21 protein-coding genes are annotated in these 21,135 nt (G+C 65.1%); 17 read left to right on the top strand and 4 right to left on the bottom strand.

Going from position 1 to position 21,135, the window contains the following annotated elements:
- Positions 1–202 (bottom strand): hypothetical protein (locus ACESNG_RS01460; RefSeq protein WP_373067422.1); only part of this gene is annotated, 202 nt, incomplete at its 3' end.
- Between the two features lie 176 nt (positions 203–378).
- Here ACESNG_RS01460 and ACESNG_RS01455 point away from each other — a divergent pair.
- Complete coding sequence (locus tag ACESNG_RS01455; RefSeq protein ID WP_373060668.1) at positions 379–1,107, top strand: hypothetical protein; 729 nt, start codon at positions 379–381, stop codon at positions 1,105–1,107.
- An 18-nt stretch (positions 1,108–1,125) separates the two neighbouring features.
- Here ACESNG_RS01455 and arfB read toward each other — a convergent pair whose 3' ends face one another.
- From arfB to ACESNG_RS01440, 3 genes are read right to left on the bottom strand one after another with little or no spacing between them, the layout of a single operon-like run.
- Positions 1,126–1,563, bottom strand: a complete 438-nt coding sequence (gene arfB / locus ACESNG_RS01450) for an alternative ribosome rescue aminoacyl-tRNA hydrolase ArfB (RefSeq protein ID WP_373060667.1) — start codon at positions 1,561–1,563, stop codon at positions 1,126–1,128.
- A gap of 10 nt (positions 1,564–1,573) precedes the next feature.
- Entirely contained in the window at positions 1,574–2,365 is a 792-nt protein-coding gene (locus ACESNG_RS01445; RefSeq protein ID WP_373060666.1) for a class I SAM-dependent methyltransferase, read from the bottom strand.
- Positions 2,362–3,717, bottom strand: coding sequence for a hemolysin family protein (locus ACESNG_RS01440; RefSeq protein ID WP_373060665.1), 1,356 nt, complete (start codon positions 3,715–3,717; stop codon positions 2,362–2,364). Before ACESNG_RS01440 ends, ACESNG_RS01445 begins: the two co-directional genes overlap by 4 nt.
- Positions 3,718–3,861: 144 nt before the next feature.
- Here ACESNG_RS01440 and ACESNG_RS01435 point away from each other — a divergent pair, with 144 nt between their 5' ends.
- From ACESNG_RS01435 to ACESNG_RS01360, 16 genes are all read left to right on the top strand, one after another.
- On the top strand, positions 3,862–5,634 hold the full coding sequence (locus ACESNG_RS01435; protein ID WP_373067419.1) for a nitrogen regulation protein NR(II): 1,773 nt from the start codon (positions 3,862–3,864) through the stop codon (positions 5,632–5,634).
- Entirely contained in the window at positions 5,631–7,013 is a 1,383-nt protein-coding gene (locus tag ACESNG_RS01430) for a sigma-54-dependent transcriptional regulator (protein ID WP_373060663.1), read from the top strand. Before ACESNG_RS01435 ends, ACESNG_RS01430 begins: the two co-directional genes overlap by 4 nt.
- Before the next feature lie 2 nt (positions 7,014–7,015).
- Positions 7,016–7,387 carry a type IV pilin protein gene (locus ACESNG_RS01425; RefSeq protein WP_373060662.1) on the top strand — a complete coding sequence of 124 codons (372 nt, stop codon included), beginning with the start codon at positions 7,016–7,018 and terminating at the stop codon, positions 7,385–7,387.
- Positions 7,388–7,609: 222 nt separating this feature from the next.
- Positions 7,610–7,984, top strand: coding sequence for a type IV pilin protein (locus ACESNG_RS01420; RefSeq protein WP_373060661.1), 375 nt, complete (start codon positions 7,610–7,612; stop codon positions 7,982–7,984).
- A 288-nt stretch (positions 7,985–8,272) separates the two neighbouring features.
- A complete protein-coding gene (locus ACESNG_RS01415; RefSeq protein ID WP_373060660.1) occupies positions 8,273–8,647 on the top strand; it encodes a type IV pilin protein in 375 nt (124 codons plus the stop codon).
- A gap of 295 nt (positions 8,648–8,942) precedes the next feature.
- On the top strand, positions 8,943–9,317 hold the full coding sequence (locus tag ACESNG_RS01410; protein WP_373060659.1) for a type IV pilin protein: 375 nt from the start codon (positions 8,943–8,945) through the stop codon (positions 9,315–9,317).
- A gap of 185 nt (positions 9,318–9,502) precedes the next feature.
- Positions 9,503–10,711: a sensor histidine kinase gene (locus ACESNG_RS01405; protein WP_373060658.1), complete on the top strand. Its 1,209-nt coding sequence runs from the start codon at positions 9,503–9,505 to the stop codon at positions 10,709–10,711.
- Between the two features lie 57 nt (positions 10,712–10,768).
- Complete coding sequence (locus ACESNG_RS01400) at positions 10,769–11,185, top strand: hypothetical protein (protein WP_373067417.1); 417 nt, start codon at positions 10,769–10,771, stop codon at positions 11,183–11,185.
- 50 nt (positions 11,186–11,235) lie between these two features.
- Positions 11,236–12,090 (top strand): hypothetical protein, encoded by an 855-nt coding sequence (locus ACESNG_RS01395; protein ID WP_373060656.1) that lies wholly within the window; start codon positions 11,236–11,238, stop codon positions 12,088–12,090.
- On the top strand, positions 12,071–13,135 hold the full coding sequence (locus ACESNG_RS01390; RefSeq protein WP_373060655.1) for a hypothetical protein: 1,065 nt from the start codon (positions 12,071–12,073) through the stop codon (positions 13,133–13,135). The genes ACESNG_RS01395 and ACESNG_RS01390 overlap by 20 nt, the downstream gene beginning before the upstream one ends.
- Before the next feature lie 223 nt (positions 13,136–13,358).
- Positions 13,359–14,402: a type IV pilus assembly protein PilM gene (gene pilM / locus ACESNG_RS01385; RefSeq protein WP_373067414.1), complete on the top strand. Its 1,044-nt coding sequence runs from the start codon at positions 13,359–13,361 to the stop codon at positions 14,400–14,402.
- 11 nt (positions 14,403–14,413) lie between these two features.
- Positions 14,414–15,169 carry a PilN domain-containing protein gene (locus ACESNG_RS01380; protein WP_373067412.1) on the top strand — a complete coding sequence of 252 codons (756 nt, stop codon included), beginning with the start codon at positions 14,414–14,416 and terminating at the stop codon, positions 15,167–15,169.
- A 12-nt stretch (positions 15,170–15,181) separates the two neighbouring features.
- Complete coding sequence (locus ACESNG_RS01375) at positions 15,182–15,805, top strand: type 4a pilus biogenesis protein PilO (protein ID WP_373060652.1); 624 nt, start codon at positions 15,182–15,184, stop codon at positions 15,803–15,805.
- Positions 15,802–16,311 carry a hypothetical protein gene (locus ACESNG_RS01370; RefSeq protein ID WP_373060651.1) on the top strand — a complete coding sequence of 170 codons (510 nt, stop codon included), beginning with the start codon at positions 15,802–15,804 and terminating at the stop codon, positions 16,309–16,311. The genes ACESNG_RS01375 and ACESNG_RS01370 overlap by 4 nt, the downstream gene beginning before the upstream one ends.
- On the top strand, positions 16,308–18,557 hold the full coding sequence (locus ACESNG_RS01365; protein ID WP_373060650.1) for an AMIN domain-containing protein: 2,250 nt from the start codon (positions 16,308–16,310) through the stop codon (positions 18,555–18,557). The genes ACESNG_RS01370 and ACESNG_RS01365 overlap by 4 nt, the downstream gene beginning before the upstream one ends.
- A gap of 22 nt (positions 18,558–18,579) precedes the next feature.
- On the top strand, positions 18,580–20,991 hold the full coding sequence (locus ACESNG_RS01360; RefSeq protein ID WP_373067410.1) for a YncE family protein: 2,412 nt from the start codon (positions 18,580–18,582) through the stop codon (positions 20,989–20,991).
- Positions 20,992–21,135: the final 144 nt, after the last annotated feature.

The raw sequence follows: 21,135 nt of genomic DNA, 5'->3' as shown, positions 1-21,135 counted from the left end.
TCGGCGCGCCCGCCATCGGCGCGCCCGGGTTCACCGCGAGCGCTTGGTAACCTTCAGGAGGCGCGATCCAACCAGCACTCGCCAACCGGACCGACGGCGCCACCCGGTTGCCCGACGGCGCACCGGCGCGCAACGCCCCCACTACGGCCGCGAAAGCCATAGCAAGGTGCAGCAGCCAGACGGAGCGAGGCGTAGCGATCATAACCTGAATCAATACCAAATCCTGAGACGGGATTCAAGCAGTCGAGGCGCTAAGACTGAAACGTGACACTTTCTGACCGAGTCGGCGTACTCCTCAGCAAGACCGAATTGCACCCGGTGATCCGGTCGACGCTTTCAATCACATGAGCAACGCGCCTATCCATGTCCGGAGTTTCCATGGGCTCTCCAACCGCCGTGCAGACCATCGTTTCAGCGATCGTCGCTGCCATTCTTGCCGTTCCGGCCGGCGCGCAGACCGACGCCGAGCGCGGTGCGCCCTCCGGTCGCGGATCGATCGGCATCCACCTGCAGCTTTCCGAGCCCAAGGGTGAATTCGGCCGGAATACCGGTAACGGCTTCGGCGTTGGCGGGTACGCGCTCGTGCGACTCGATCCGAACTCGATCGCGAACCTGCGCGCCGACCTCTCCTTCCTGACGTATGGCATGAGTACACGGCGCATTCCGTTGAGTGGAACAGGCGGACTGATTCAGCTCGACCTGCGCACGACCAGCAACATCGTGTCGTTCGTGGCCGGTCCGCAGTTGCTCGGCCCTACTGGCATGTTCACGCCCTACGCCACGGCGCTGGGCGGTTTCTCCGTGTTCTGGACGTCCAGCTCCATTGAAGGATCGAGCAACCAGCGAGATTCGTTCGCCACCACCACCAACGCCAGCGACGCGTCACTCGCCTACGGTGGGGCGGTGGGCAGCTACATCCGCGTGAACAATGGCACGTATCCGGTGCGCATCGATCTCGGCGCGCGTTTCCTGCGCCACGACGATGTGCGCTATCTCAACGCCGATCGCGTGCGCGACGCGTACACCAATGACCGACCGCCGGTGCCCCTTCGCGGGCGTGCCGATTTCGTGACCTACTACCTTGGCGCCAATATCATCGCCTTCTGATCCCACGACCGACAACTATCACGCCTCGTCGGGGCGTCGCCGACGCTTGGTCTCGCTGCGCTGGCGCTTCTCGGTCAATCGCCGTTCAATGGAGCCCCGCGTAGGCCGTGTCGCCTTGCGGGGCTTCTGCACGACGAGCGCTCGCGCCACGAGATGGACCAACCGCTCGATTGCCGCGCGGCGGTTCTGCTGTTGGCTGCGATACTCGCCGGCCACGATGCGCAGCGCACCGTCGGTGTCCAGCCGCGATGCGAGGCGCGCCATGACGAGCGCACGCTGCTCATCGCGCAGCGCACGACTCAGACGCACGTTCCACTGCAGCGCGATGCGTGTAGCACTGCGGTTCACATGCTGGCCTCCCGGTCCGCTGCCGGAAATTGCCGTGACATCGAGCTCGTACGCCGGAATGCGCACCCCCAGCACGACGTCCACGTCCTCCTGCGATGGCGCTGTCATGTACGGCCGTTCACGGCGTACGGCATGGCGACGTACGGAGCTTCGTCGAGATCGCCGCAGGCGTAGGGCGCGACGCGGAGTCGGGAGCCAGGAAAATCGCCACGTACTCCGAGGGAGCGGTCGTCGTGATCGACAGCTGCCGATAGCCCACGGCGGCCAGCTCGCAGCGCAGCAAAGGCCGCGGTGTACCGTGCCCATAAGTGGGACGGTCGAGATCGAGAATCACGAGACGTCCACCCGGACGCATCGCGGTGGCGAGATTCCAGAGCAACGCGAAGGGCTGCTCGATCTCGTGATACATGTGAATCATGATCGCCACGTCCACGCTGGCGCTCGGTAAGCGCGGGTCGTGCGCATCGCCACGCACGACCTGCACGTTACCCATCCCTTCGCGCCGTACGCGTCGTTGCAGCAAAGTGAGGTAATCGGGAATGATGTCCTGTCCGAATACCCGACCGGATGCACCGACCAGCGGCGAGAGTCGGGACACGTAGTAGCCGTCGCCGGCGCCGATATCGGCGACCTGCTGGCCCTGCCGAATCTTCGCCAGTTCTATCACGCGCGTGAACTCGCCCACGTCATCGCGGTCATCCTCATCGCTCCATCGCGGCGCGACGATGTCCGCCACCGGTCGCATCGGGTTCGGAAACTCACTGGCCGGCGCGCCCGGCGGGGCCGCCGGACCGATCGTGTCTTGTTCTGCGGCCACGACGCCAGCGGTCGTGTTGCCGTTTCGGTCGGCTGACGCGCCGCACGCGAATGCCGCCGCGACGACGATCAGCGGCCACCATACACGGGTCATGTGGTGCTCGGTAAATCGGTACGTGAATGCACGCGCAGGGCGGCCACACGTCGGCCATCCATCGCGACGATCTCGAGTTCTCCGCCAGGATACGTCACGCGATCGCCGATCTTCGGAAGTCGACCCAGCATCGCGAACGCGTAGCCGCCAAGCGTCGACCAGTCGCCTTCGGGAATCGGTAGCTTGTGATCCGAGCGTACGTCGACGAGGGACATGGAGCCGGCGAGTTCGAGCACGCCGTCGAAGAGCAGGGCATCGCGTGACAGCGGATCATACTCGTCGGCGATGTCACCGATCACTTCCTCGACGAGATCTTCCAACGTCACGATGCCGGCCGTTCCGCCGTATTCATCGAGCACGACCGCGAGGTGGGCCCGTGTGCGTCGCAGATCATCGAGCACGCGTTCGGCCGCGCGCGTCGCCGGAACGAATATCGGATCGCGCAAGTGATCGCGAAGCGAGAACGACTCGGGATGTTCATGGAGCCAGAAGTCCTTCGCGAGAAATACACCGACGATGTCATCGGGCGTCTCGCGATACACCGGATAGCGCGAGTAGCGCTCGCGCCGCAGCGTCACGATCAGCTCGTCGAGTTCCACGTCTTCGGCAATCGCGATCATGTCGGTTCGCGGGCGCATCACGTCGAGCGCCTTCTTGTTGTGGAAGTCGAACACGCCCGCCAGCATCGCCGAGTCGGACTCGTCGAGCGTACCGTGCGCCCGCGCCTGCATCACGAGCAGGCGCAGCTCTTCCGCACTGTGCACATGTCCAGCTTCGGACACGGGTTGAACGCCGAGCAACTTGAGCAACCGGTTGGCGGTGCCATTCAGAAAGCCGATGAAGGGCGACATGACTCGCGAGAAGAGCATCAACGGGCGGACCACCCACCGGCTCACGGTCTCGGGACGCGCCAGGGCGATCGACTTGGGCGCCAACTCGCCGAGCACGATGTGCAGAAAGGTGATTACCAGAAACGCGACCGCGATCCCGGCTCCGGTGTGCACGGCGCCCGTCGCCGGCTCGATGCCCACCGCATGCAGCGCGCGATCCACCAGCACGGCGATGGCCGGCTCACCGATCCAGCCGAGGGAAAGAGACGCGAGGGTGATGCCCAGCTGTGTACCCGAAATATATCGGTCCAGCTGGCTGAGGGCACGCTGCACCACCTTGGCGCTGCTGTCCCCCTCGGCGGCCATCTGGTCGATGCGGCTCCGCCGCACCGCCACCAGCGCAAACTCTGCGGCAACGAAGAACGCGTTGAGCAGCACCAGCAACAGCACCATCAGCAATCGTCCCGAAGCCGAACCGAACGTGATGGTCTCGACGACGGGCAAAGAAGGGTCAGCAAGCATACTGAAAGGAAACGGACAGGCCGATGATTCGTCAGGGTAGTGCAATCTGCACGACTGCCGGGCATTCCGCTTTTACGGCTTTCTGCAAGACTCACGACATCCGTGCGCTATACCCCCGCGATCCCCCAGGTCCCGATCCAGGAAATGCTCGACCCGCGCCGCGTGCTGCGCTGGGTCTGGCTGGGCCGAGTCGTGCTCTCCTGTGCGATCCTGGTGGCCGCGGTATTCGTGTGGAGCGAAGCCGCCCCGAGCGATACCCTGATCGCCACGCTGGCGTTCGCCGGTGCCACGCTGGCCACCATCGGCTCGGCGTTCTACGGCGAGTTTGAACGCCGCACGCTCGGTCTGAGCTTCTATGGACTGCAGTGCGCAATCGATTTGGCGCTGGTGACGGCGGTCGTGCACATCACGGGTGGATGGAGCTCCCAATTCGCCGCCCTCTACATCCTGGTCATCGCCAGCGCGGCCCTGTTGCTCCCCTTCCGCGGAGGGGTCGCGGTGGCAGCTGGCGCCTGCCTGCTGTACGCCGCCGATGTGATCCTGCTGCGGCCGGGTACGCCGTATGTGGGAATAACTGTGCAAATCGCCGTGTTTGTCGTGGTGGCGATCGGCTCCGGATATGTCTCGTCACGATTGCGTCAGGCGGGCATGGGTCGCGAGGCGCTCGCTGCGCAGTTGGCGAAGGTACAGCTCGAGGCTGCCGACATTCTGCGAACGATTCGGTCCGGCATCATGACGGTCGACGCCCAGGGACGGTTGCTGTATGCCAATCCCGCCGCGTCCGATCTGCTCGGTCTCGATCTCCGCTCGCTGGTCGGACGGCCGCTGTTGCACACGCTGCTCGGCGTGTCGCCGCAGCTGGCCACGCTGCTCGAGCAATCGTCGCGTGACGGCGTGCGCACCACGCGCGCCGAAGGCGTGATCCATCGTGCAGGCGAGACCGTGGAGATCGGTGTGACGACCACGATCGCCAACGGCACGAGCCAGGACGGCGGCGTGACCGCGACCGCGATCTTTCAGGATATCTCGGACAGCAAGCGCATTCAGGCGCTGCACATTCGTGCCGAGCGTTTGCAGGCCGTGGCCGAGCTGAGTGCGTCGTTGGCACACGAGATCCGAAATCCGCTGGCGTCGATTCGCAGCGCGACCGAACAGTTGGCCCGTCGTCGCGCCCGTTCGCTGGAGCCGACCGCGGACGATGACGATGAGCGCATCCTGCACGATCTCGTGGTGCGCGAGGCCGACCGGCTCAGCCGACTGTTGGCGGACTTCCTCGACTTCGCCCGAGCCCGCGTAACGCGCGTGAGCCGCATCGATCTCGGCTCGATCGTGAACGCCGCATCGATGATCGCGGCGTCGCATCCCGACCGACGCGACGGCGTGCAAGTGCAGGTGAGGGTGGCGCCCGACTTGCCGCCGGTGGAAGGCGACGAAGATCTGCTCCATCGCGCCGTCTTCAATCTCGTGCTGAATGCCGTTCAGGCCGTGGGGCCCGGGGGGCACGTGTTCATCCAGGTCGATCGCTTCCGCCCAACCGGCGAGCACGGCGCGGCGTCGGCGCTCCTCACGGGCGAGTTGCTGACCGTGAGTGTCACGGACGACGGCCCCGGTGTTCCTCCGGAGCTGAAGGACCGGCTGTTCGAGCCGTTCGTCACCGGGAAGGCCGGTGGGACCGGACTCGGCCTGCCCGTGGTCCATCGCGCCGTCGAAGCACATCGCGGTGTGGTGCTGGTCGACTCGCTCGCCCAAGGCACGCGCTTCACGATGCTGCTCCCGACCGCCGGCAACAACGATTCGTCTCGCCGTGGGGAAACGCCTGTGCACAAGACTGTCCCCTTCGAGCCGACTCTCGACGAGTCGACTCTCCACGAGTCGACTCACGCTTCGCTTTCTCGCCTTACTGGAGTTGCCTCGTGACCCCTCCCGCGCTCGCCGGTGACGCTCCGCGCGTGCTCATTGTGGATGACGAGCCGGGCATTCTCGACTCGTTGCGCATTCTGCTCAAGAACGAAGGCTTCATTCCGTTCACGGCGCAGGGTGGTCGTGCCGGTGTGGAGCGCATTCCCGAGCTGCGTCCCGATATCGTGCTGACGGACGTGCGGATGCCCGATGTGAGCGGTGTCCAGGTGTTGAGCACGGCGCGTCAGGTCGATCCCGACATGCCGGTGATTCTCATGACGGCGCAGGCCACGTTGCAATCCGCAATACAGGCGGTAAACGAAGGCGCGTTCTACTACATCCAGAAACCGTTTCGCAACGACGAGCTCCTGGCGATTCTACGACGCGCGGCCGAACATCGAAAGCTGCGCGCCGAGAACACGACGCTGAAGCAGGAGATCAAGCGGCGCGAGCGCACCACCAGCGGGCGTCCGATCGGACGCAGCAAGTCATGGCTCGACGTGCTGCGTCTCGCCGAAACCGTGGCGCCCACCGATTCGACGGTGCTGCTGACTGGAGAGTCGGGGACGGGTAAGGAAGTGATCGCGCGCTATATCCACGAGCTGAGCACGCGATCGGACAGCAGCTTCCTGTCGATCAACTGCGGTGCGCTCCCCGAGTCGCTGCTCGAGAGTGAGCTCTTCGGTCATGTGAAGGGCTCGTTTACCGGCGCGGTGAAGGACAAGACCGGTTTATTCACCGCGGCCAATCAAGGCACGTTCTTCCTCGATGAAATCGGCGAGACGACCGCATCGATTCAGGTCAAGCTGCTGCGCGTGCTGCAGCAGCGTGAAGTGATTCCAGTGGGCGCCACCGAAGCGGTCAAGGTAGACACGCGCGTGCTGGCGGCGACGAATCGCGACCTCGAAGAAGAGATCAAGCGCGGTAGCTTCCGCGCTGACTTGTTCTATCGACTGAATGTGATCGCGGTGCACCTGCCACCGCTGCGGCAGCGTCAGGACGACATCCCGCTTCTGGCAGAGTCGTTCCTGGCGCGCAGCGCGACGCTACGCAACGAGAGCGTAAAGATGCTGCGCGACGATGCAATCGACGCGCTGATGGCCTACTCTTGGCCTGGCAACGTGCGCGAGCTCGAGAATGCGCTGGAGCGTGCCGTCATTTTATGTACCGGTTCGGTGATCGACCCCGATGCCCTGCCGGAGCGCGTGACTGCCCGTCGCGCCGAGCCGCTGGTGAGTGAACGCACGCCGGTGTCTCCGACGCTGGAAGCGATCGAGCGCGCGTACATCCAGTGGGTGTTGCAGAACGAAGGTGGCAACAAGAGTCGCGCGGCCGACATGCTCGGTATCGATCCCTCCACGCTTTATCGCAAACTTGCCCGTTACGGAGAAGCTTGACCATGCATGCACGGATGCGACGTCGCACCGGTTTCACGATCATCGAACTGTTGATCGTCGTGCTCATCATCGGAATTCTGGCGTCGGTGGCGATCACCAAGTTCGGCGACTCGAAGCGACGCGCCTATGTCACTGCGATGAAGTCGGATCTGCGTGGATTGGCGACGGTGGCCGAGTCCCGCTTCGTGACGGACAATTCATATGCGGACGTGGTGGTACCGCAAGGTTCGGCCGGTGTCACCCTCACGTTCGTCGGCACGACAACGGGGTGGTCGGCCACGGCGACGCACGTCGGTGTGCCGATTACGGAATGTACGATGGCGGCAGGATCGGCGCTGGCGGCGAACGCGCCTCGCGAAGCGGTCTGTCCGTAGCGACGCGCGCGCGACGATGGCCATTGCATGCTGCAATGAACCTTGCAAATGGTAAGACGCGATACGCCGAGTAGACCCGCGTTGGAATGGTGCAAGTGTTTCAAGTGCAGGGGGTTAGCGTATTTGCCACAACGTGGCAAGGCTGATGCTGATAGCTACGGTGTCGCGTAGGACACCACCGTCGGTGGCCGACGTCGTCAGACCCCCACTGGAGAAGTCACAATGAAGCGCGCTCGCAAGGGATTCACCCTCATCGAACTCCTGATCGTTGTCGTCATCATCGGCATCCTCGCCGCGATCGCGATCCCGAAGTTCGCTGAGACGAAGCGAAAGGCCTACATCACAGCCATGAAGTCTGACTTGAAGAACATGGTGTCCTCTGCCGAAGCATGGTTCTCCGACAACAACACCTATGTCGGTTACGTGGCGCCGACGGGTTCGGCGGGCGTCACGCTCACGTTCACGGGTGCGGCGACGGGGTGGTCAGGCACGGCGGTGCATGCGAACGCGGCCGGCGCCACCTGCTTGATCGGCACTGGCACGAGCACGCCGGCTACGCTCGCGGAAGGCCAGCCGGGCGGCGCGGCCTGCAACTAAGGTTGCATCCGGGTGAAGCAATGCTCCACCCATGTAGGACTACCAAACGGGGGGAAGGGGTCGAGCACGTGCTCGACCCCTTTGTCGTTCCCGCTGGCGCGATCGGGGTATTCTGCCGAAAGATCGCGGAATGACAGGGTGCTGCGGGTGGGCCAGGTGCGGGCTGCGTTCGCAACGCGTTCGTGGTGAACGACTTGCGAATGTACGATGTCGTGGTACGCGCTGTGCCTTGATAGCAGTCGACGACGCGAGCATCAGGTTCGCGCGCCTTCTTCTACGGAGCTCCTAATGCAGCGCACTCGCAAGGGTTTCACCCTCATTGAACTCCTGATCGTTGTCGTCATCATCGGCATCCTCGCCGCGATCGCGATCCCGAAGTTCGCTGAGACGAAACGAAAGGCCTACATCACGGCCATGAAGTCCGACCTCAAGAACATGGTGTCCTCGGCCGAGGCGTGGTTCTCGGACAACAACACGTACGTCGGCTATGTCGCGCCGGCGGGTTCGGCCGGCGTCGCGCTGACGTTCGTGGGTGCGGCGACGGGTTGGTCGGGCACGGCGGTGCACCTGAACGCGGCCGGCGCAACCTGCTTGATCGGTACGGGCACGGCCACGCCGGCTACCCTCGCGGAAGGCCAGCCGGGCGGCGCTGCCTGTAGGTAATTACCCTGTCGGCGCAGCCGCTGCAGCACGCCAAAGGGGTCGGGCTTTCGCCCGGCCCCTTTGGCGTTGGCGGCCGGGAAACGGCAAGCAAGCGCGACGCGATCGTGTTGCAGATTGCCTAGAGAATCGCGAAATGAAATCGCGGCACCGACGACCGTGCATGGTACGTAATATGGAAGCTGTTCAGAATAAACGACTTACAGCTGCCGGTCGGCGTGGTACGCGCGTTGCCAGACATGTCGTCAACGAAACGGGCATCGAGGCCCGGTCGCACCCCCCCGAATGGAGACGGACTATGAAGCGCACCCGCAAAGGCTTTACCCTGATCGAACTGCTCATCGTTGTCGTGATCATCGGCATTCTCGCCGCGATCGCGATCCCGAAGTTCGCCGAAACGAAGCGCAAGGCTTACATCACGGCCATGAAGTCCGACCTGAAGAACATGGTGTCCTCGGCCGAGGCGTGGTTCTCGGACAACAACACCTACGTCGGCTATGTGGCGCCGGTGGGTTCGGCCGGCGTCGCGCTGACGTTCGTGGGCGCGGCGACGGGCTGGTCGGGCACGGCGGTGCATCTGAACGCGGCCGGCGCGACCTGCTTGATCGGTACGGGCACGTCCACGCCGGCTACCCTCGCCGAAGGCCAGCCGGGCGGCGCAGCGTGCAGGTAGGTTCGTGCCGGCATCGGCGGTACGTGTGATCGCACTGACGACGTAACATCACTGTCCCGGTGGTTACAGCGGGCAGCGACAGAGGGGCCGAGCAAACGCTCGGCCCCTCTTGGCTTCTCGGGGGGCTTGCCCTGGCCTCGCCTCGCCCAGTTGCCTCCGGAGCTCGCGTCACGCATCCTCCGCAGGTGCTCGCCATCCCGACTCCCCGTATCCATCAACGACTCAAGCAGGTGCTCGCCCTTGCCAGCGGCAGTGCGCTGGCGGCGATCATCCTGACCATGTGGGTCACCGAATACCTGCCAGCCTACGTCCGGTGGCCGCTCGTGGCGCTGCTGGTAATCATGGTGTCGGTCGTGTGGGCCAGTGTGTTGCGACGACAAGTCGTGGCGCTGGTCGAGGTGCCACTGGCGCAATGCGTCGACGCGGCCGAGGCGATTGCCGACGGCGACAACAGTCGCCGGGTGCCGGTGGGAAACACGCACGAGTTCGCGCAGTTGGCGACCAGCATCAATCGCATGACGGAGCAGATGCTCGCCGCCACGCAGTCGAGGATGCGCGTGGAGAAACTCGCGACCATGGGACGGATCGCCGCAGGCATCTCGCATGAAATCGGCAATCCGGTGTCGGCCATCGCGAACTATGCGCACGTGCTGCGGATGCGGACCACCGACGTGCCGGGGACGACCGAGCCGATTGATGCTCTCGAGCGCGAGATCGCGCGCATCGATCGCATCATGCGCGGCCTGCTCGATTACGCGCGGCCGCGGCGGCTGACGCCCAAGCCGATTGTCGTCGATGAGGTGATCGAAGACGTGGTCCGCTTGCTCGACGACCAGGGAATCGTTCGCCGTTTCCGTGTCACCCGAGGTCTCGAAGCGCCCGACGGTGTTGTGTACGCCGAGCGGCACGACCTCGAGCAGGTGTTCGTGAATCTGTTGCTGAACGCGGTCGATGCCATGGATCGTGAGGGGGACATCGTAATCAATAGCCGCATCAACGATGCCGAGTCGCTCACGGAGGCCATCGACAAGCGCCGCACCGATCCGACGCCGCAGCGCTGGACGCACCGGCCCAGCAAGCGCGCGTTGGCCTGGCTGGCCCGTCCGGAGTCCCCCTCTCGATTTCTGCAGATCGTGATGGCCGATTCGGGCACCGGCGTCGCACCGGAAGACGCCGAACGTATTTTCGAACCGTTCTTCTCCACGAAACAGCCGGGCAAGGGTACCGGACTCGGACTCGCGATCGTGGCGAGCACGATCGAAAATCTGGGTGGGACGATCTGGGTGCAGCGGGCGCGCGAGGGCGGCGCCGCATTCGTGATCCTCTTGCCGCTTCACTCTGGGTCCAGTGGTCTCCCAGCCATCGCGTCCGACGAGCGCTCCGCAGTGTCATGATCCTGCGCGCACGATTCTGGTGACACTGGTGGGCACGCGTCGCACTACCGTGTGACCATGCCTCCTGTCTCCCTTTCACTCGCCTCATCGCCACCGTGCTTGCGCCTGCGTCCGCGTGGCGGATATCTCCTCGTCGAGTGCCTCATGGCGCTCGTCCTCGTGGCCGTCGCCAGTCTCCTGCTCGCGGCCACGTCGGTCTCCGTGGTCACGCTGGGCGATGACGCGCTCCAGCTGGCTCGCGCGCAACGCGAAGTGGGGAATGCGGCCGGCTCCGCCCTGCTGGCGCCGTGTGATACGGCCACGCGCAGCGTTGCAACGACGCGCTGGCCAACGTCACGAGTGCGGATCGATGAGGCGCTGACGACCGTGGGCGCGCTGCACCGTGGTCGTATCGACGTGCACTGGACGGCGTCGGCGCTCGCCACGGCCGCCGCGCGCGATTTGCATGTGAGCACTGCCGGACGGTGCCGGTGAAGCGCCACGAGTCCCGGCGACGCGAGTTCCGGCGTCGCGGAGGAACGCTCGTGGAGCTGCTGATCGCGCTCCCGATCGCCGCACTCCTGGCCGTCGCCGCGGCGGCCACCCTGATCGGTGGCTGGCGACTTGCGCGACGGGCGGCGTCCTCGCAGGGCGGTACGCGCGAATTGCGACATGCCCAGGCCGCCTTCGAAGCGGAGCTGCGTCCGCTGCGCGCAAGGGATATCCACGTGGTGACCGACACCGCGGTGGAATTCGACGCACTGCTTGGCGTGGGTGTGGTCTGCGCCACAACCCTCGGCGCGGTCGGTGCGGCCAATAGCGTGGAGGTAGCGTCGGCGGATCCCGCCGATCCTCGTGGCGCGTCTTGGGCGAGCAGCGTGCAGGTCGGCGACGCGCTGTCGCTGTGGCGCATGAACCCCGACACGCTCGCGTCGCTGGTCGAACTCCGCACCACGGTGCGCGCCATCAGTTGGGGATCGGCGTGCGCCGCCTCGCCATGGATGGCCGGCTGGGCTGATCGGCGCACGGTGCGACTCACGCTCGCCGATGCGAGTCCGTCGCCGATCATAGTCGGCGCGGCGGTCGCCATCCGTCGTCGCACGCGCCTGTCGTTGTATCGCAGCGGAGCGTTATGGCATCTGGGTAAGCGTACGCGGGTCGGCGGCGCGTGGGACGTCGTGCAGCCCGTTGCCGGTCCATTGCTGGCGGCCGCACAAGGCGGCTTATTGATGCGTCTGCTGGACGGCGCGGGCGCCGTCACGCGCGCCACGACGGATGCCGCCGCGCTGCGCCTCGAGCTGCGCGCCGATCGCGCGCCAGACGGTCGGTCGGCAGCGCGCCGTGATACCGCCGCCTTCGATGTCGTCCTGAGGGCCGAAAGTGCGCAGCGCCGTCGCTGAGCGCGCCCGTCGCGTGCCGCGTCGCGCCGGGTTCGTCCTACCTTTCGTGGTGGTGACGACGGCACTCGTCGCGGTGCTTGCCCTGGCTGCCATCAACACGATGTGGCGCAGCTATCGTGCGACTCGACTCGCCGCCAACGGCGTACGCGCCCAGTTCGCGGGCGACGAAGGCCTGGCGCTCCAACTCGACTCCTGGCCCGCTGAGTCATTGGCGGCGATCGCGCCCGGCACCACACTCTCTACGCGCGTCACGACGGCGGTAGGGGACAGCGTGCGCGTGCGGATCACGCGCACGCAGCCGCTGGTGGCATGGCTGACCGCTGATGTCGCGCTCGATCCAATGGGCACACCGGGTGTCGTGCACCGACACGTCACACGCGCCGTCGCACTCGAGCCTCCGGCGCTGCCGATCGTCGGAGCCCTCACTGCCATCGTGGCCGTGCACGCGCAGAATCCCACCACGATCGACGGACGTGATCTCGCCGACGCCGCCGATGCCTGTGGTGCGCTACGGGATACCCTCTCGCGCGTACCCGTCGCGGCGACCGCGCTCATCGATGCACCAGTGGGCTCGTGGGTCGGTCAGCCGGCGTCGGTGCGGCTCGCCGATAGTGCAACTGTACGCGTTGCGTTCAACCAGGCGTGGAGTGCGTTGACTACGCGGAGTGCCGTTCGCGCGTCGAATGCGAGGCCGCAGCGGCTCGCACCGTTACCAGGGTGGCACGCTCTGTTACTTGACGGACCGATCGTTTCCTTGCTCGCGCCCGCGCGATGGCGTGGCCTGCTCGCCGTGAACGGCGATCTCGTGGTCACCGGTAGCCTCGAAGTCGATGGCGTGCTGGTGGTGCGCGGACGACTCGACGCCCGCGGCGCGGCGCTACGCATTCGTGGCGCGCTCGTCGTCGCTTCACTCGGAAACTCCGTCGTGGAGCTCGGTGATGATACTCGCGTACGTTACGATCGGTGCGCGGTGCAGATGGCGATGGCCACCGTCGCGCTACCCCGTGCGCAGCCGTTTTCTCTCTGGTATTCCCCGTTGCTCTGACCGCCACGCGGTCAGAACGCCCGATGGCGGATCGCGTGAAAACTGGCCGTCACTGTCACGGTCTGGGCAGTCGTACCACCTGTCACCCCTGCAGGGAGCGTTACCTCGTGAGGGGACGGTCGTTTGCAGGGAGACGTTCCGGGTGTAGGCAGGTCAATCTGTCCTCTCGGTGCGCTCAGTGCCGAACGGCAGCGTGCAAACCACCAGGACAACCCCAACAGCCATGGCGCTCTTCGGCCGCAAGAAAATCACCATCGGACTCGATGTCGGTTCTGGTCTCGTGAAAGCGGTGGTCATCGACCATAGCGGGCCCACGCCGGAGCTGGTCAAGGTCGTCATCACGCCGCTCAACGACACCGCAATTGTCGAAGGCGAAGTGATGGATCATGGCATCGTTGCCGATGCGATTCGCCAGACGCTCGAAGCGACCGGCGTAAAGACGAAGAGCATCGTGGCAGCCGTGGGCGGACGCGACGTGATCGTCAAGAAGATCTCGATCGAGCGCGTGAAGGAAGCACAGGCACGCGAGCTGATGCGGTGGGAAGCCGAGCAGCACGTGCCGTTCGACATGGACTCCGTCGAACTCGATTTCCAGGTTCTCGATCCGGACGGAGACGGTCTCGACATGAGCGTCCTGCTCGTCGCAGCCAAGCGGGAACTGGTGGAAGCGAAGCGGCACCTCCTCGAGGACGCGGGGTCCCCGCCCTCGGTGATCGATGTCGATGCCTTCGCGCTGCACAATGCGTTCGAGGCGAATCATCCGGATGCGATGCAGGGTACGGTGGCCCTGCTCAACATCGGCAACGAGCAGACGAACCTCAACATCCTCGACGAGGGCGTGCCCATCCTGACGCGCGATCTTGGCGTCGGGACGCGCCGTTTCCGCGAAGATGTGCAGCGTGAACATGGCCTCAGCGGAGACGAGGTCGAGAATATGCTGCGCAGCTTCGATCGCTCGGCGCTGCTCGACGGCACCATCGCCCTGCGCGGTGAAGAACTCGCGGTCGGTCTCGAGCGCGCCGCCACGTTCCTCGCCTCGTCGTCGCGCAACTTCGGTCAGATCCGCGCCGTGTATGCCTGCGGCGGCGGATCGCGCGTGCCGGGCTTGCTGGCGTGGCTCTCCGATCGTCTGCGCATTCCGGTTCAGTCGGCCAACGCACTCGCCCGGATCACCGTGCGAGAAGGCGCGCTGGAATTCCTGTCCACCGATGAAGTCGCACCGCTGCTGATGTTGCCGGTGGGACTCGCGCTGCGCGCTGCGGCCTGAGGAATCCGACCATGATGCTACAGATCAATCTCCTCCCCGGATCGAAGAAAACGTCGCGTGGGGCCGGCAGCCTGGCCGGCTCGATCGGCGCCATCGGCGCGTCGGTGCGCGACCCATGGCTCGTCGGTGCGGCTGGCTCCGTCATCGTCGCCTGCGCCGCCGTGGGTCTCCTCTTCTCGGCGCAGAACGCGCGCGCCGGCGAAGTCACCGACAAAGTCGATCGTGCCGTGCGTGATTCGACACGCTATGCGAAGGTGCTCGACGCGCGTCGCAAACTGATCGCCGAGCGTGACTCGGTACAGCGTCAGTTGCAGATCATTCGCACGATCGACGAGAATCGCTACAACTGGGCGCACATCCTCGACGAGCTCAGCCGCGCGCTACCCGCGTACACGTGGCTGACGACGCTCGAGCAGACGAGCAAGGCGCCGCTGCCCCCTGGTGCGGATACCCTGGCTGGAGTGACTACGTCGGCGCCGGTCACGGCTGCTGCGAAGGCCAAGCAAGCGGCCGTGGTACATGACATCATCGATGTCCATCCACCGCTCACGTTCCGTGTTGTCGGACAGACGGTCGACATCCAGGCGCTCACGATGTTCATGCGGCAAATGGAGAGCTCTCCCTTCATCCAGCATGTCGCGCTGACCAAGTCGGAAATCGTCATTGTCGAAAGCAAGGACGTAACGCAGTTCGAGTTGTCGGCGGAGTACGAAGTGCCGCCTCCGGGCGTGGTGCGAACCTCGCCCCTCGTCGTTCCCGTGCGCTGACCAGAGACTACAATGGCACTGCTCCCTCAGACCCAGCGTGATCAGGTCAAGCTCCTGATCGGCTTCGCGGCTCTCGCCCTCGCCGCAGCGTACTACGTCTACCCCTATGCCGCCCGCGAAGAGCAACTCGCGTCCGACCTCACGCGCGTGGCGGAACTCGAAGACGCCAATCAGCGCGCCGCACGAGAATTCGCGTCGGGCAGCATCGAGAACCTGCGTATCCAGGCGGCGGAGAATCGCTCCACCCTGCTGGTCATGCGGCGACTCGTACCCACCGGTAACGAAGTGCCGGCGTTGCTCGAAGAAGTCAGCACGGCGGCCCGTCGCGCCGGACTGGACGTCGGCGGCGTGCAGCCCGAACCGGTCATTCTCGGCGAACGCTTCGACACGTATCGCTATACCGTCACCATTATCGGTGGCTACCATCAGTTTGGCGAGTTCCTCGCCAACGTCGGTTCACTCGCCCGCATCGTAGCGCCCGTGAACTTCTCGATTGTCGCCGGCTCGGGACCCAACGCGCCGCGTAACGTCATCAAGACGTCGGAGAAGGACGCGCTGGCTTCCACGATCACGCTACAGACCTACGTCGAGAAGACGACGCCGGCCAAGCCCGCCGCCAAGGAGCATTCGTCATGAGACGCCTCACCATTGTCGTCGCCGCGCTCGCGCTGAGCGCTACGGCCTTGAGCGTCGGCGCACAGCAGCCGGTTCGCCCCACACCGGCGCGCACTGTTTCCGGAGAGTCCGCCGGTACGGTCGGTCCGAGCGCTGCCCCCAGGAAGTCCGCAGGCATACCTACTGAAATCACGCTGCAGCGCGAAACGTTCGCTTACAACGGCGGCGGACGGCGTGATCCGTACAAGTCGCTCATGAGCAGCAGCGATGTGCGCCCGTTGCTCAGCGACCTGCGCCTCACGGCCGTCGCCTTCGACCCGGTCGGCGCCGGCAGCAACTCCGTCGCCATTCTGCGCGATACGTATTCGAAGCAGCAGTACCGCATACGTGTCGGACAGCAGCTTGGACGGCTACGAGTGGCCGCCATCCGTCAGAAGGCGGTGCAGTTCACCATCGAAGAATTCGGATTCAACCGGCAGGAAACGCTGCCACTCAGCAGCGATACGACGAAAGTGAGGAAGCCATGATGGGACCGACGACCGTTGCAGTGATCTCCGCGCTCCTGGCGCCTGGCGCTCTCGCGCTGGCGCAGGTAAACGCCCCGGCGGACTACGCTGCCCCTTCGGCCCATGTGGCCATCACCTCCTTTTCCGAAGTGCCGACGCGTGGTCGCGTGCTGGGCATCGCCGTCGCGCCTGCCACGGCGGGCGCCGACATCGTGCTCTCGCTCGACTCGAGCGTCACACTCAAGCACTTCACGCTCGACAAGCCCTCACGCATCGTGGTCGATCTCGGCGGCGCCAATCTGGCGATGCGCTCGAACTACGACGGCAAGGCTCGCGGCCCCGTGCGTAATCTGCGTGTGTCGCAGTACCGCGCAGACACGGTTCGCCTCGTGATCGATCTCGACGGCACGCACAGCTATACTGTTGTTCGCGAGGGCGGTCAGGTCCGTGTCGCACTGAGCGCTCCGGCGGTCGCGTTCGCTCGGTGGGGATCGAACCCCAGCGCTGGGGAGCTGTCGTCGCACGTCGCCGCCGGGCGTCTCGACCAGCAGATGCCGATCGCAATGGTGTCCGCGCCGATAAGCGCGAAGCCGGTTGAGGCGAAGCCGGTCGAAGCGAAGTCGGTCGAGGCCAACCCCGTTGAACTGCGGCAGGTTGAAACGCCGGTCGTGAAGGCGGCGCCGGCACCCGTCGTCGTCGACGACCACTCCAGCGATCCGCTCACCGCCCGTACGCCGGCCACGACTTCGTCCATGGCGGCCGCGCGCCGGCAGCAGCAGAAACCGCGCATTACGGTCAGCTACGATGGGACGAACATCCGTGACGTGATTGCGGCCTTCGCCACGTTTTCGGGACGCACGATCATCGTCGGTAAGGATGTCTCGGGTGACGTGACCGCCGACATCGCCGACAAGCCGTGGGATGTCGCCCTCCAGGCCATCCTGCAGGCGCAGGGGCTCGCGGCCACCGAAGATGCCAGCGGTATCATCACCGTCGACAGCTATCGCAACCTCGCCACGAATCAGGCGCTCGAGCCGCTCGTGACGCAGATCGTCGACATCAACTACTCGAAGGCGACCGTGCTGCGCGGCACCGTACAACAGCTACTGGCCCGTGACTGCACCGGACTCACCACCATGGCCACCGGCCGTGACATGGGCATGCCGATGGGTCAAGGTGGCGGCGGTGCCGGCGGTGGGCAGCAGGATCAGACCGCCGGACAGGGCTGCGTGGTCCGCGGTTCGGTGGCCGCCGACAGCGCGACCAACAAACTGATCATCACCGAAGTGCCGTCGCGTCTGCCGGAAATCGTGGCCCGCATTCAGCAGCTCGATATCCGCACGCCCCAGGTCGCGATCAAGGCGAAGATCATCTTCGTGAATCGCACCGGCATCCAGGACATCGGACTTGCGTACGACCTCGGCACCGGCAACAAGCAGTTCTTTCAGCAGCTGGTGCCACGTATCGATCCGAACACCCTGCGCGCCGTCGACACCGATGGTGATGGTGTGCCGGACGCCACGGGCGGTGGCACGGCCTTCGAAGGCCCCGCCCGTATCGCCCTCGGTGGTAAGGCGCTCGCCGGTATTGCCAACGCCAACAACGCCATCAAGCCGAATGCGCTTAACCTGATCTACAGCACGGCGCTCGGTCGCTACCAGCTCACCGCGTTCCTGAACGCGCTGCAGACGTCGTCGCTGGCCGATGTGCAGTCCGAGCCGAGCATCACGATTCTGAACAACCGTAGCGCCGAGATCTTCGTGGGTCAGGAGATCCCGATCCGCGTCCTCGATGCGAGCGCCGGCGGTGGAGCACAGGGTGGTGGTGGCGGCGGCGGCGGCGGCGGCGGCGGCGGCGGCGGGCAGCAGCCGAATGCGGCGGCCTTCTTTCCCCGCGCCATGGTGTCCAAGGAAGAGGCGGGTATCAAGCTCTCCGTGACGCCGCAGATCACCAACAATCGGATGGTACTACTCCAGATCAAGGCGGAGAACTCGAGCGCGGAGATCGCGTCCACCGACGTGGGCGTGATCTTCAACCGCCAGCGTGCGGAGTCACAGGTGCTGGTGGCAGATGGCGAAGCAGCCGTGATCGGCGGCCTGACCGTTACCGAGACCAACCGCTTCCGCAGCGGCATACCGATTCTCATGAATCTCCCGTTCGTCGGTCGTTTGTTCTCGCAGAACTCCAAGAACGAATCCAAGCGCGATCTCCTCATCCTGGTGACCCCGCACATCCTGGATGATGGCCCGATCCCGCCGAGCCGCTGACGCAACGAGGACTCACATACTCATGTCTGCATACATTGCTGGTCGCCGTTCGCTGCGGCCCACACCTCGCACCGCCCGCCCGGCTGCTCTCGTGGCGCTGGTCGCACTCACCGCCCTCGGCGCGTGCAGCGGTGACGAAGTTTTCGATCCGCCTTTCCGGGACACGATCGTACCGCGTGTTCAGGTGACGAAAGGGAACACGGTCGCGGACACGCTGCTGTCCATGACCGTGAACGCCACGGACAACATCGGACTCAAGCGCGTTCGCGTGCTGCTGGCCGGTGGCATCAACGCCACGTACGACACCGTCATGACGACCGCCGTGACGTCACTCACGGTGAACGTGAATATCAAGGTGCCGACCAACGCGCCACTGGGCGCGACCGTAAACGCGCGGGCCATCGCCACGGACGGTGCCGGTAATCAGTCGGACACGGCGCGCGTCGCACTCACGGTCGGCAATCTCGCGCCGCCGCAAGCAATCGTGACGAGTCCGGTCACCGGATCGCCGGTCGTGAGCGGCAAGTCGCTCGTGATTTCGTTCTCCGGGAAGGCGCGCTACAAGGTGCGCACGCTGGGCTACGAAATCACCGGCGCGTACAACGTGAAGGACTCCGCGTCCTTCGGCAATCCGCTCAGAGACTCCGTGGCGGTGCTCGACACGCTCGTCGTGCCGGATACCGTGAAGGGGAAGATCATCACCGTCACGCCGTTCGTGACGGATTCGCTCAGCCAGCGCGTGCTGGGGACCGCCGTGCAGTACGCGATCCAGAGCAGAGACAGTGTAACCACCGTGCCGGTCGTTCGTACGGGCGTGGCCTCGCGTCTCGAAGTGTCCGATACCGTGTTCGTGGAAGCCACTGATCCAGTCGGTATCTCGGTGCTCGGGTACGAAGTCCGCAGTCTTGCCGGGCAGCTCATCCTGACCGACTCCGTGACCTCGACCGGAGGCTTCTCGACGCTGGTGCGCACGTTCCGCTCACGTGTACCGGTCACAGTGTTCCCGACGCTCGTCACCGTGACTGGCTTCGCGCGTAACGCGAACGGTCGTCGCGACGTGGCCCGCTTCGCGTCGGGTACTCTGCGCCTCGATACGGTGACCGTCGTGGCCGGCTACACCAGTCCTCTGCCCAGCGGCGGACAGGTAGCCGATGCCTTCTACTTTCCACGTACCGACCGGATCTATCTGTCGAACATCGAGCGCAACTGGCTCGAGGTCTACAACTTGCCCGACTCGACGTTCCGCGCGCCGATCGCCGTCGGCTCACGTCCGTGGGGTATCGCGCCGTGGCCGCGCAACCGTGACGGTGTCATGGGTGATACGCTGCTCGTGGCGAACTCCGGCGGAACGAACATCAGCTACGTCGATCTGCGAACGGGCACGACGGGCCGCGAAGTGTTCCGCTATGCGCTGCCCAATATCGTGGCCTACAGCATCACAACGGTGCGTGCTGAGGCCACCGATGCGCCGATCACGCAGCGCACGCTGTACGACTTCAGCGATCGGCCGCAGTATCTCGCCACCACCTGCAACGGTGCCAATACGCCGGGCGCGCCGTGTCGTGACGTGATCGCAGTGTACTCCACCACGCCCACGCCGGGCCAGTCGGTGCCGTTCCCGAACCAGGGGACGATCCGCTGGGAGAATCTCACCCAGCGCACGTCGCACTTCTTCTTCGAGCAGGCGATCGGCCAGTCGGTGGGTCGCTCGGACACGCTTGAAGTGGAGCGATTCGCCGCCGCAGGCTTCGGAAGGGACTCGATACTGGTTCCGTACAAGCAGAACGTCCCGAACGGCAACGGGGGATTCTTCTCCTACTCCATCGTGATCCGTCTCGACAAGCTGGCCTTCCGCGACACCACTTTCGTTCGCAGCTCGGGCAACTTCCGCCGCGCGGTCTTCGGTGAGGGCGGATCGGTGCTCGGCAGCCGGGCCATGGCGTATGACGCGACGATGGGCATGGACTCGACGCCACCCATCCCCGTGATCGACCGCGGTATCTCCCGACCGCTCGATGTGACCGACTTCGTGGCCAATACCTTTTCTCGTGTTCAGGGCGTCGGCATCAACTTCGACGGCGAGCTGAATGCCGTGAAGGGCGACTCCACGTACCTGTTCGATCGCACGCTGCGCCTGCAGGGCATCCTGCAGTCACGGCCGAGTGGTGGCGGACTCGACTTCCATCCGCTGAACACGGGGGTCAACTCGACGCTGCGCACTCGCCTGGCGTTCATCGCCTCCAGCGAGCCGGTCATCGATGTGTTCGACACGTACTGCTACCGAAAGATTGCGTCGATCCCGATCCGCGACCCGATCATCGGTCCGGTGCGCGCCACGACGCGTCCGAACGGCCAGCTGGTGCTGGTCGGCGCCACGATCCGCGGCGTGACCGTGGTGGCGTTGCCGGACAACTTCACCACCAGCTGCCAATAGGTTCTCGGCGCGCTGTCGAGTGAGCAGGGAAGGCAGCACGACCCCGGGGGCACTCGCTCCGGGGTCGTGCTGCGTTTACGTGGCATGCGCCGGCGGCCAATATTGTCCGGTTATGCTGATCGCCGCCGCCACTCACGCGCGGCG

This window comes from Gemmatimonas sp., from assembly GCF_041689975.1.
Lineage (GTDB): Bacteria > Gemmatimonadota > Gemmatimonadetes > Gemmatimonadales > Gemmatimonadaceae > Gemmatimonas.
Note: the sequence above shows the minus strand (reverse complement) of the source record. Positions and strands in the feature narration are given on the sequence as shown.

Coding starts and splice junctions, on each gene's coding strand:
- ACESNG_RS01455 (WP_373060668.1), top strand. CDS start 379: ATGGGCTCTCCAACCGCCGTGCAGACCATCGTTTCAGCGATCGTCGCT.
- arfB (WP_373060667.1), bottom strand. CDS start 1,563: ATGACAGCGCCATCGCAGGAGGACGTGGACGTCGTGCTGGGGGTGCGC.
- ACESNG_RS01445 (WP_373060666.1), bottom strand. CDS start 2,365: ATGACCCGTGTATGGTGGCCGCTGATCGTCGTCGCGGCGGCATTCGCG.
- ACESNG_RS01440 (WP_373060665.1), bottom strand. CDS start 3,717: ATGCTTGCTGACCCTTCTTTGCCCGTCGTCGAGACCATCACGTTCGGT.
- ACESNG_RS01435 (WP_373067419.1), top strand. CDS start 3,862: ATGCTCGACCCGCGCCGCGTGCTGCGCTGGGTCTGGCTGGGCCGAGTC.
- ACESNG_RS01425 (WP_373060662.1), top strand. CDS start 7,016: ATGCATGCACGGATGCGACGTCGCACCGGTTTCACGATCATCGAACTG.
- ACESNG_RS01420 (WP_373060661.1), top strand. CDS start 7,610: ATGAAGCGCGCTCGCAAGGGATTCACCCTCATCGAACTCCTGATCGTT.
- ACESNG_RS01415 (WP_373060660.1), top strand. CDS start 8,273: ATGCAGCGCACTCGCAAGGGTTTCACCCTCATTGAACTCCTGATCGTT.
- ACESNG_RS01410 (WP_373060659.1), top strand. CDS start 8,943: ATGAAGCGCACCCGCAAAGGCTTTACCCTGATCGAACTGCTCATCGTT.
- ACESNG_RS01400 (WP_373067417.1), top strand. CDS start 10,769: ATGCCTCCTGTCTCCCTTTCACTCGCCTCATCGCCACCGTGCTTGCGC.
- pilM (WP_373067414.1), top strand. CDS start 13,359: ATGGCGCTCTTCGGCCGCAAGAAAATCACCATCGGACTCGATGTCGGT.
- ACESNG_RS01380 (WP_373067412.1), top strand. CDS start 14,414: ATGATGCTACAGATCAATCTCCTCCCCGGATCGAAGAAAACGTCGCGT.
- ACESNG_RS01375 (WP_373060652.1), top strand. CDS start 15,182: ATGGCACTGCTCCCTCAGACCCAGCGTGATCAGGTCAAGCTCCTGATC.
- ACESNG_RS01370 (WP_373060651.1), top strand. CDS start 15,802: ATGAGACGCCTCACCATTGTCGTCGCCGCGCTCGCGCTGAGCGCTACG.
- ACESNG_RS01365 (WP_373060650.1), top strand. CDS start 16,308: ATGATGGGACCGACGACCGTTGCAGTGATCTCCGCGCTCCTGGCGCCT.
- ACESNG_RS01360 (WP_373067410.1), top strand. CDS start 18,580: ATGTCTGCATACATTGCTGGTCGCCGTTCGCTGCGGCCCACACCTCGC.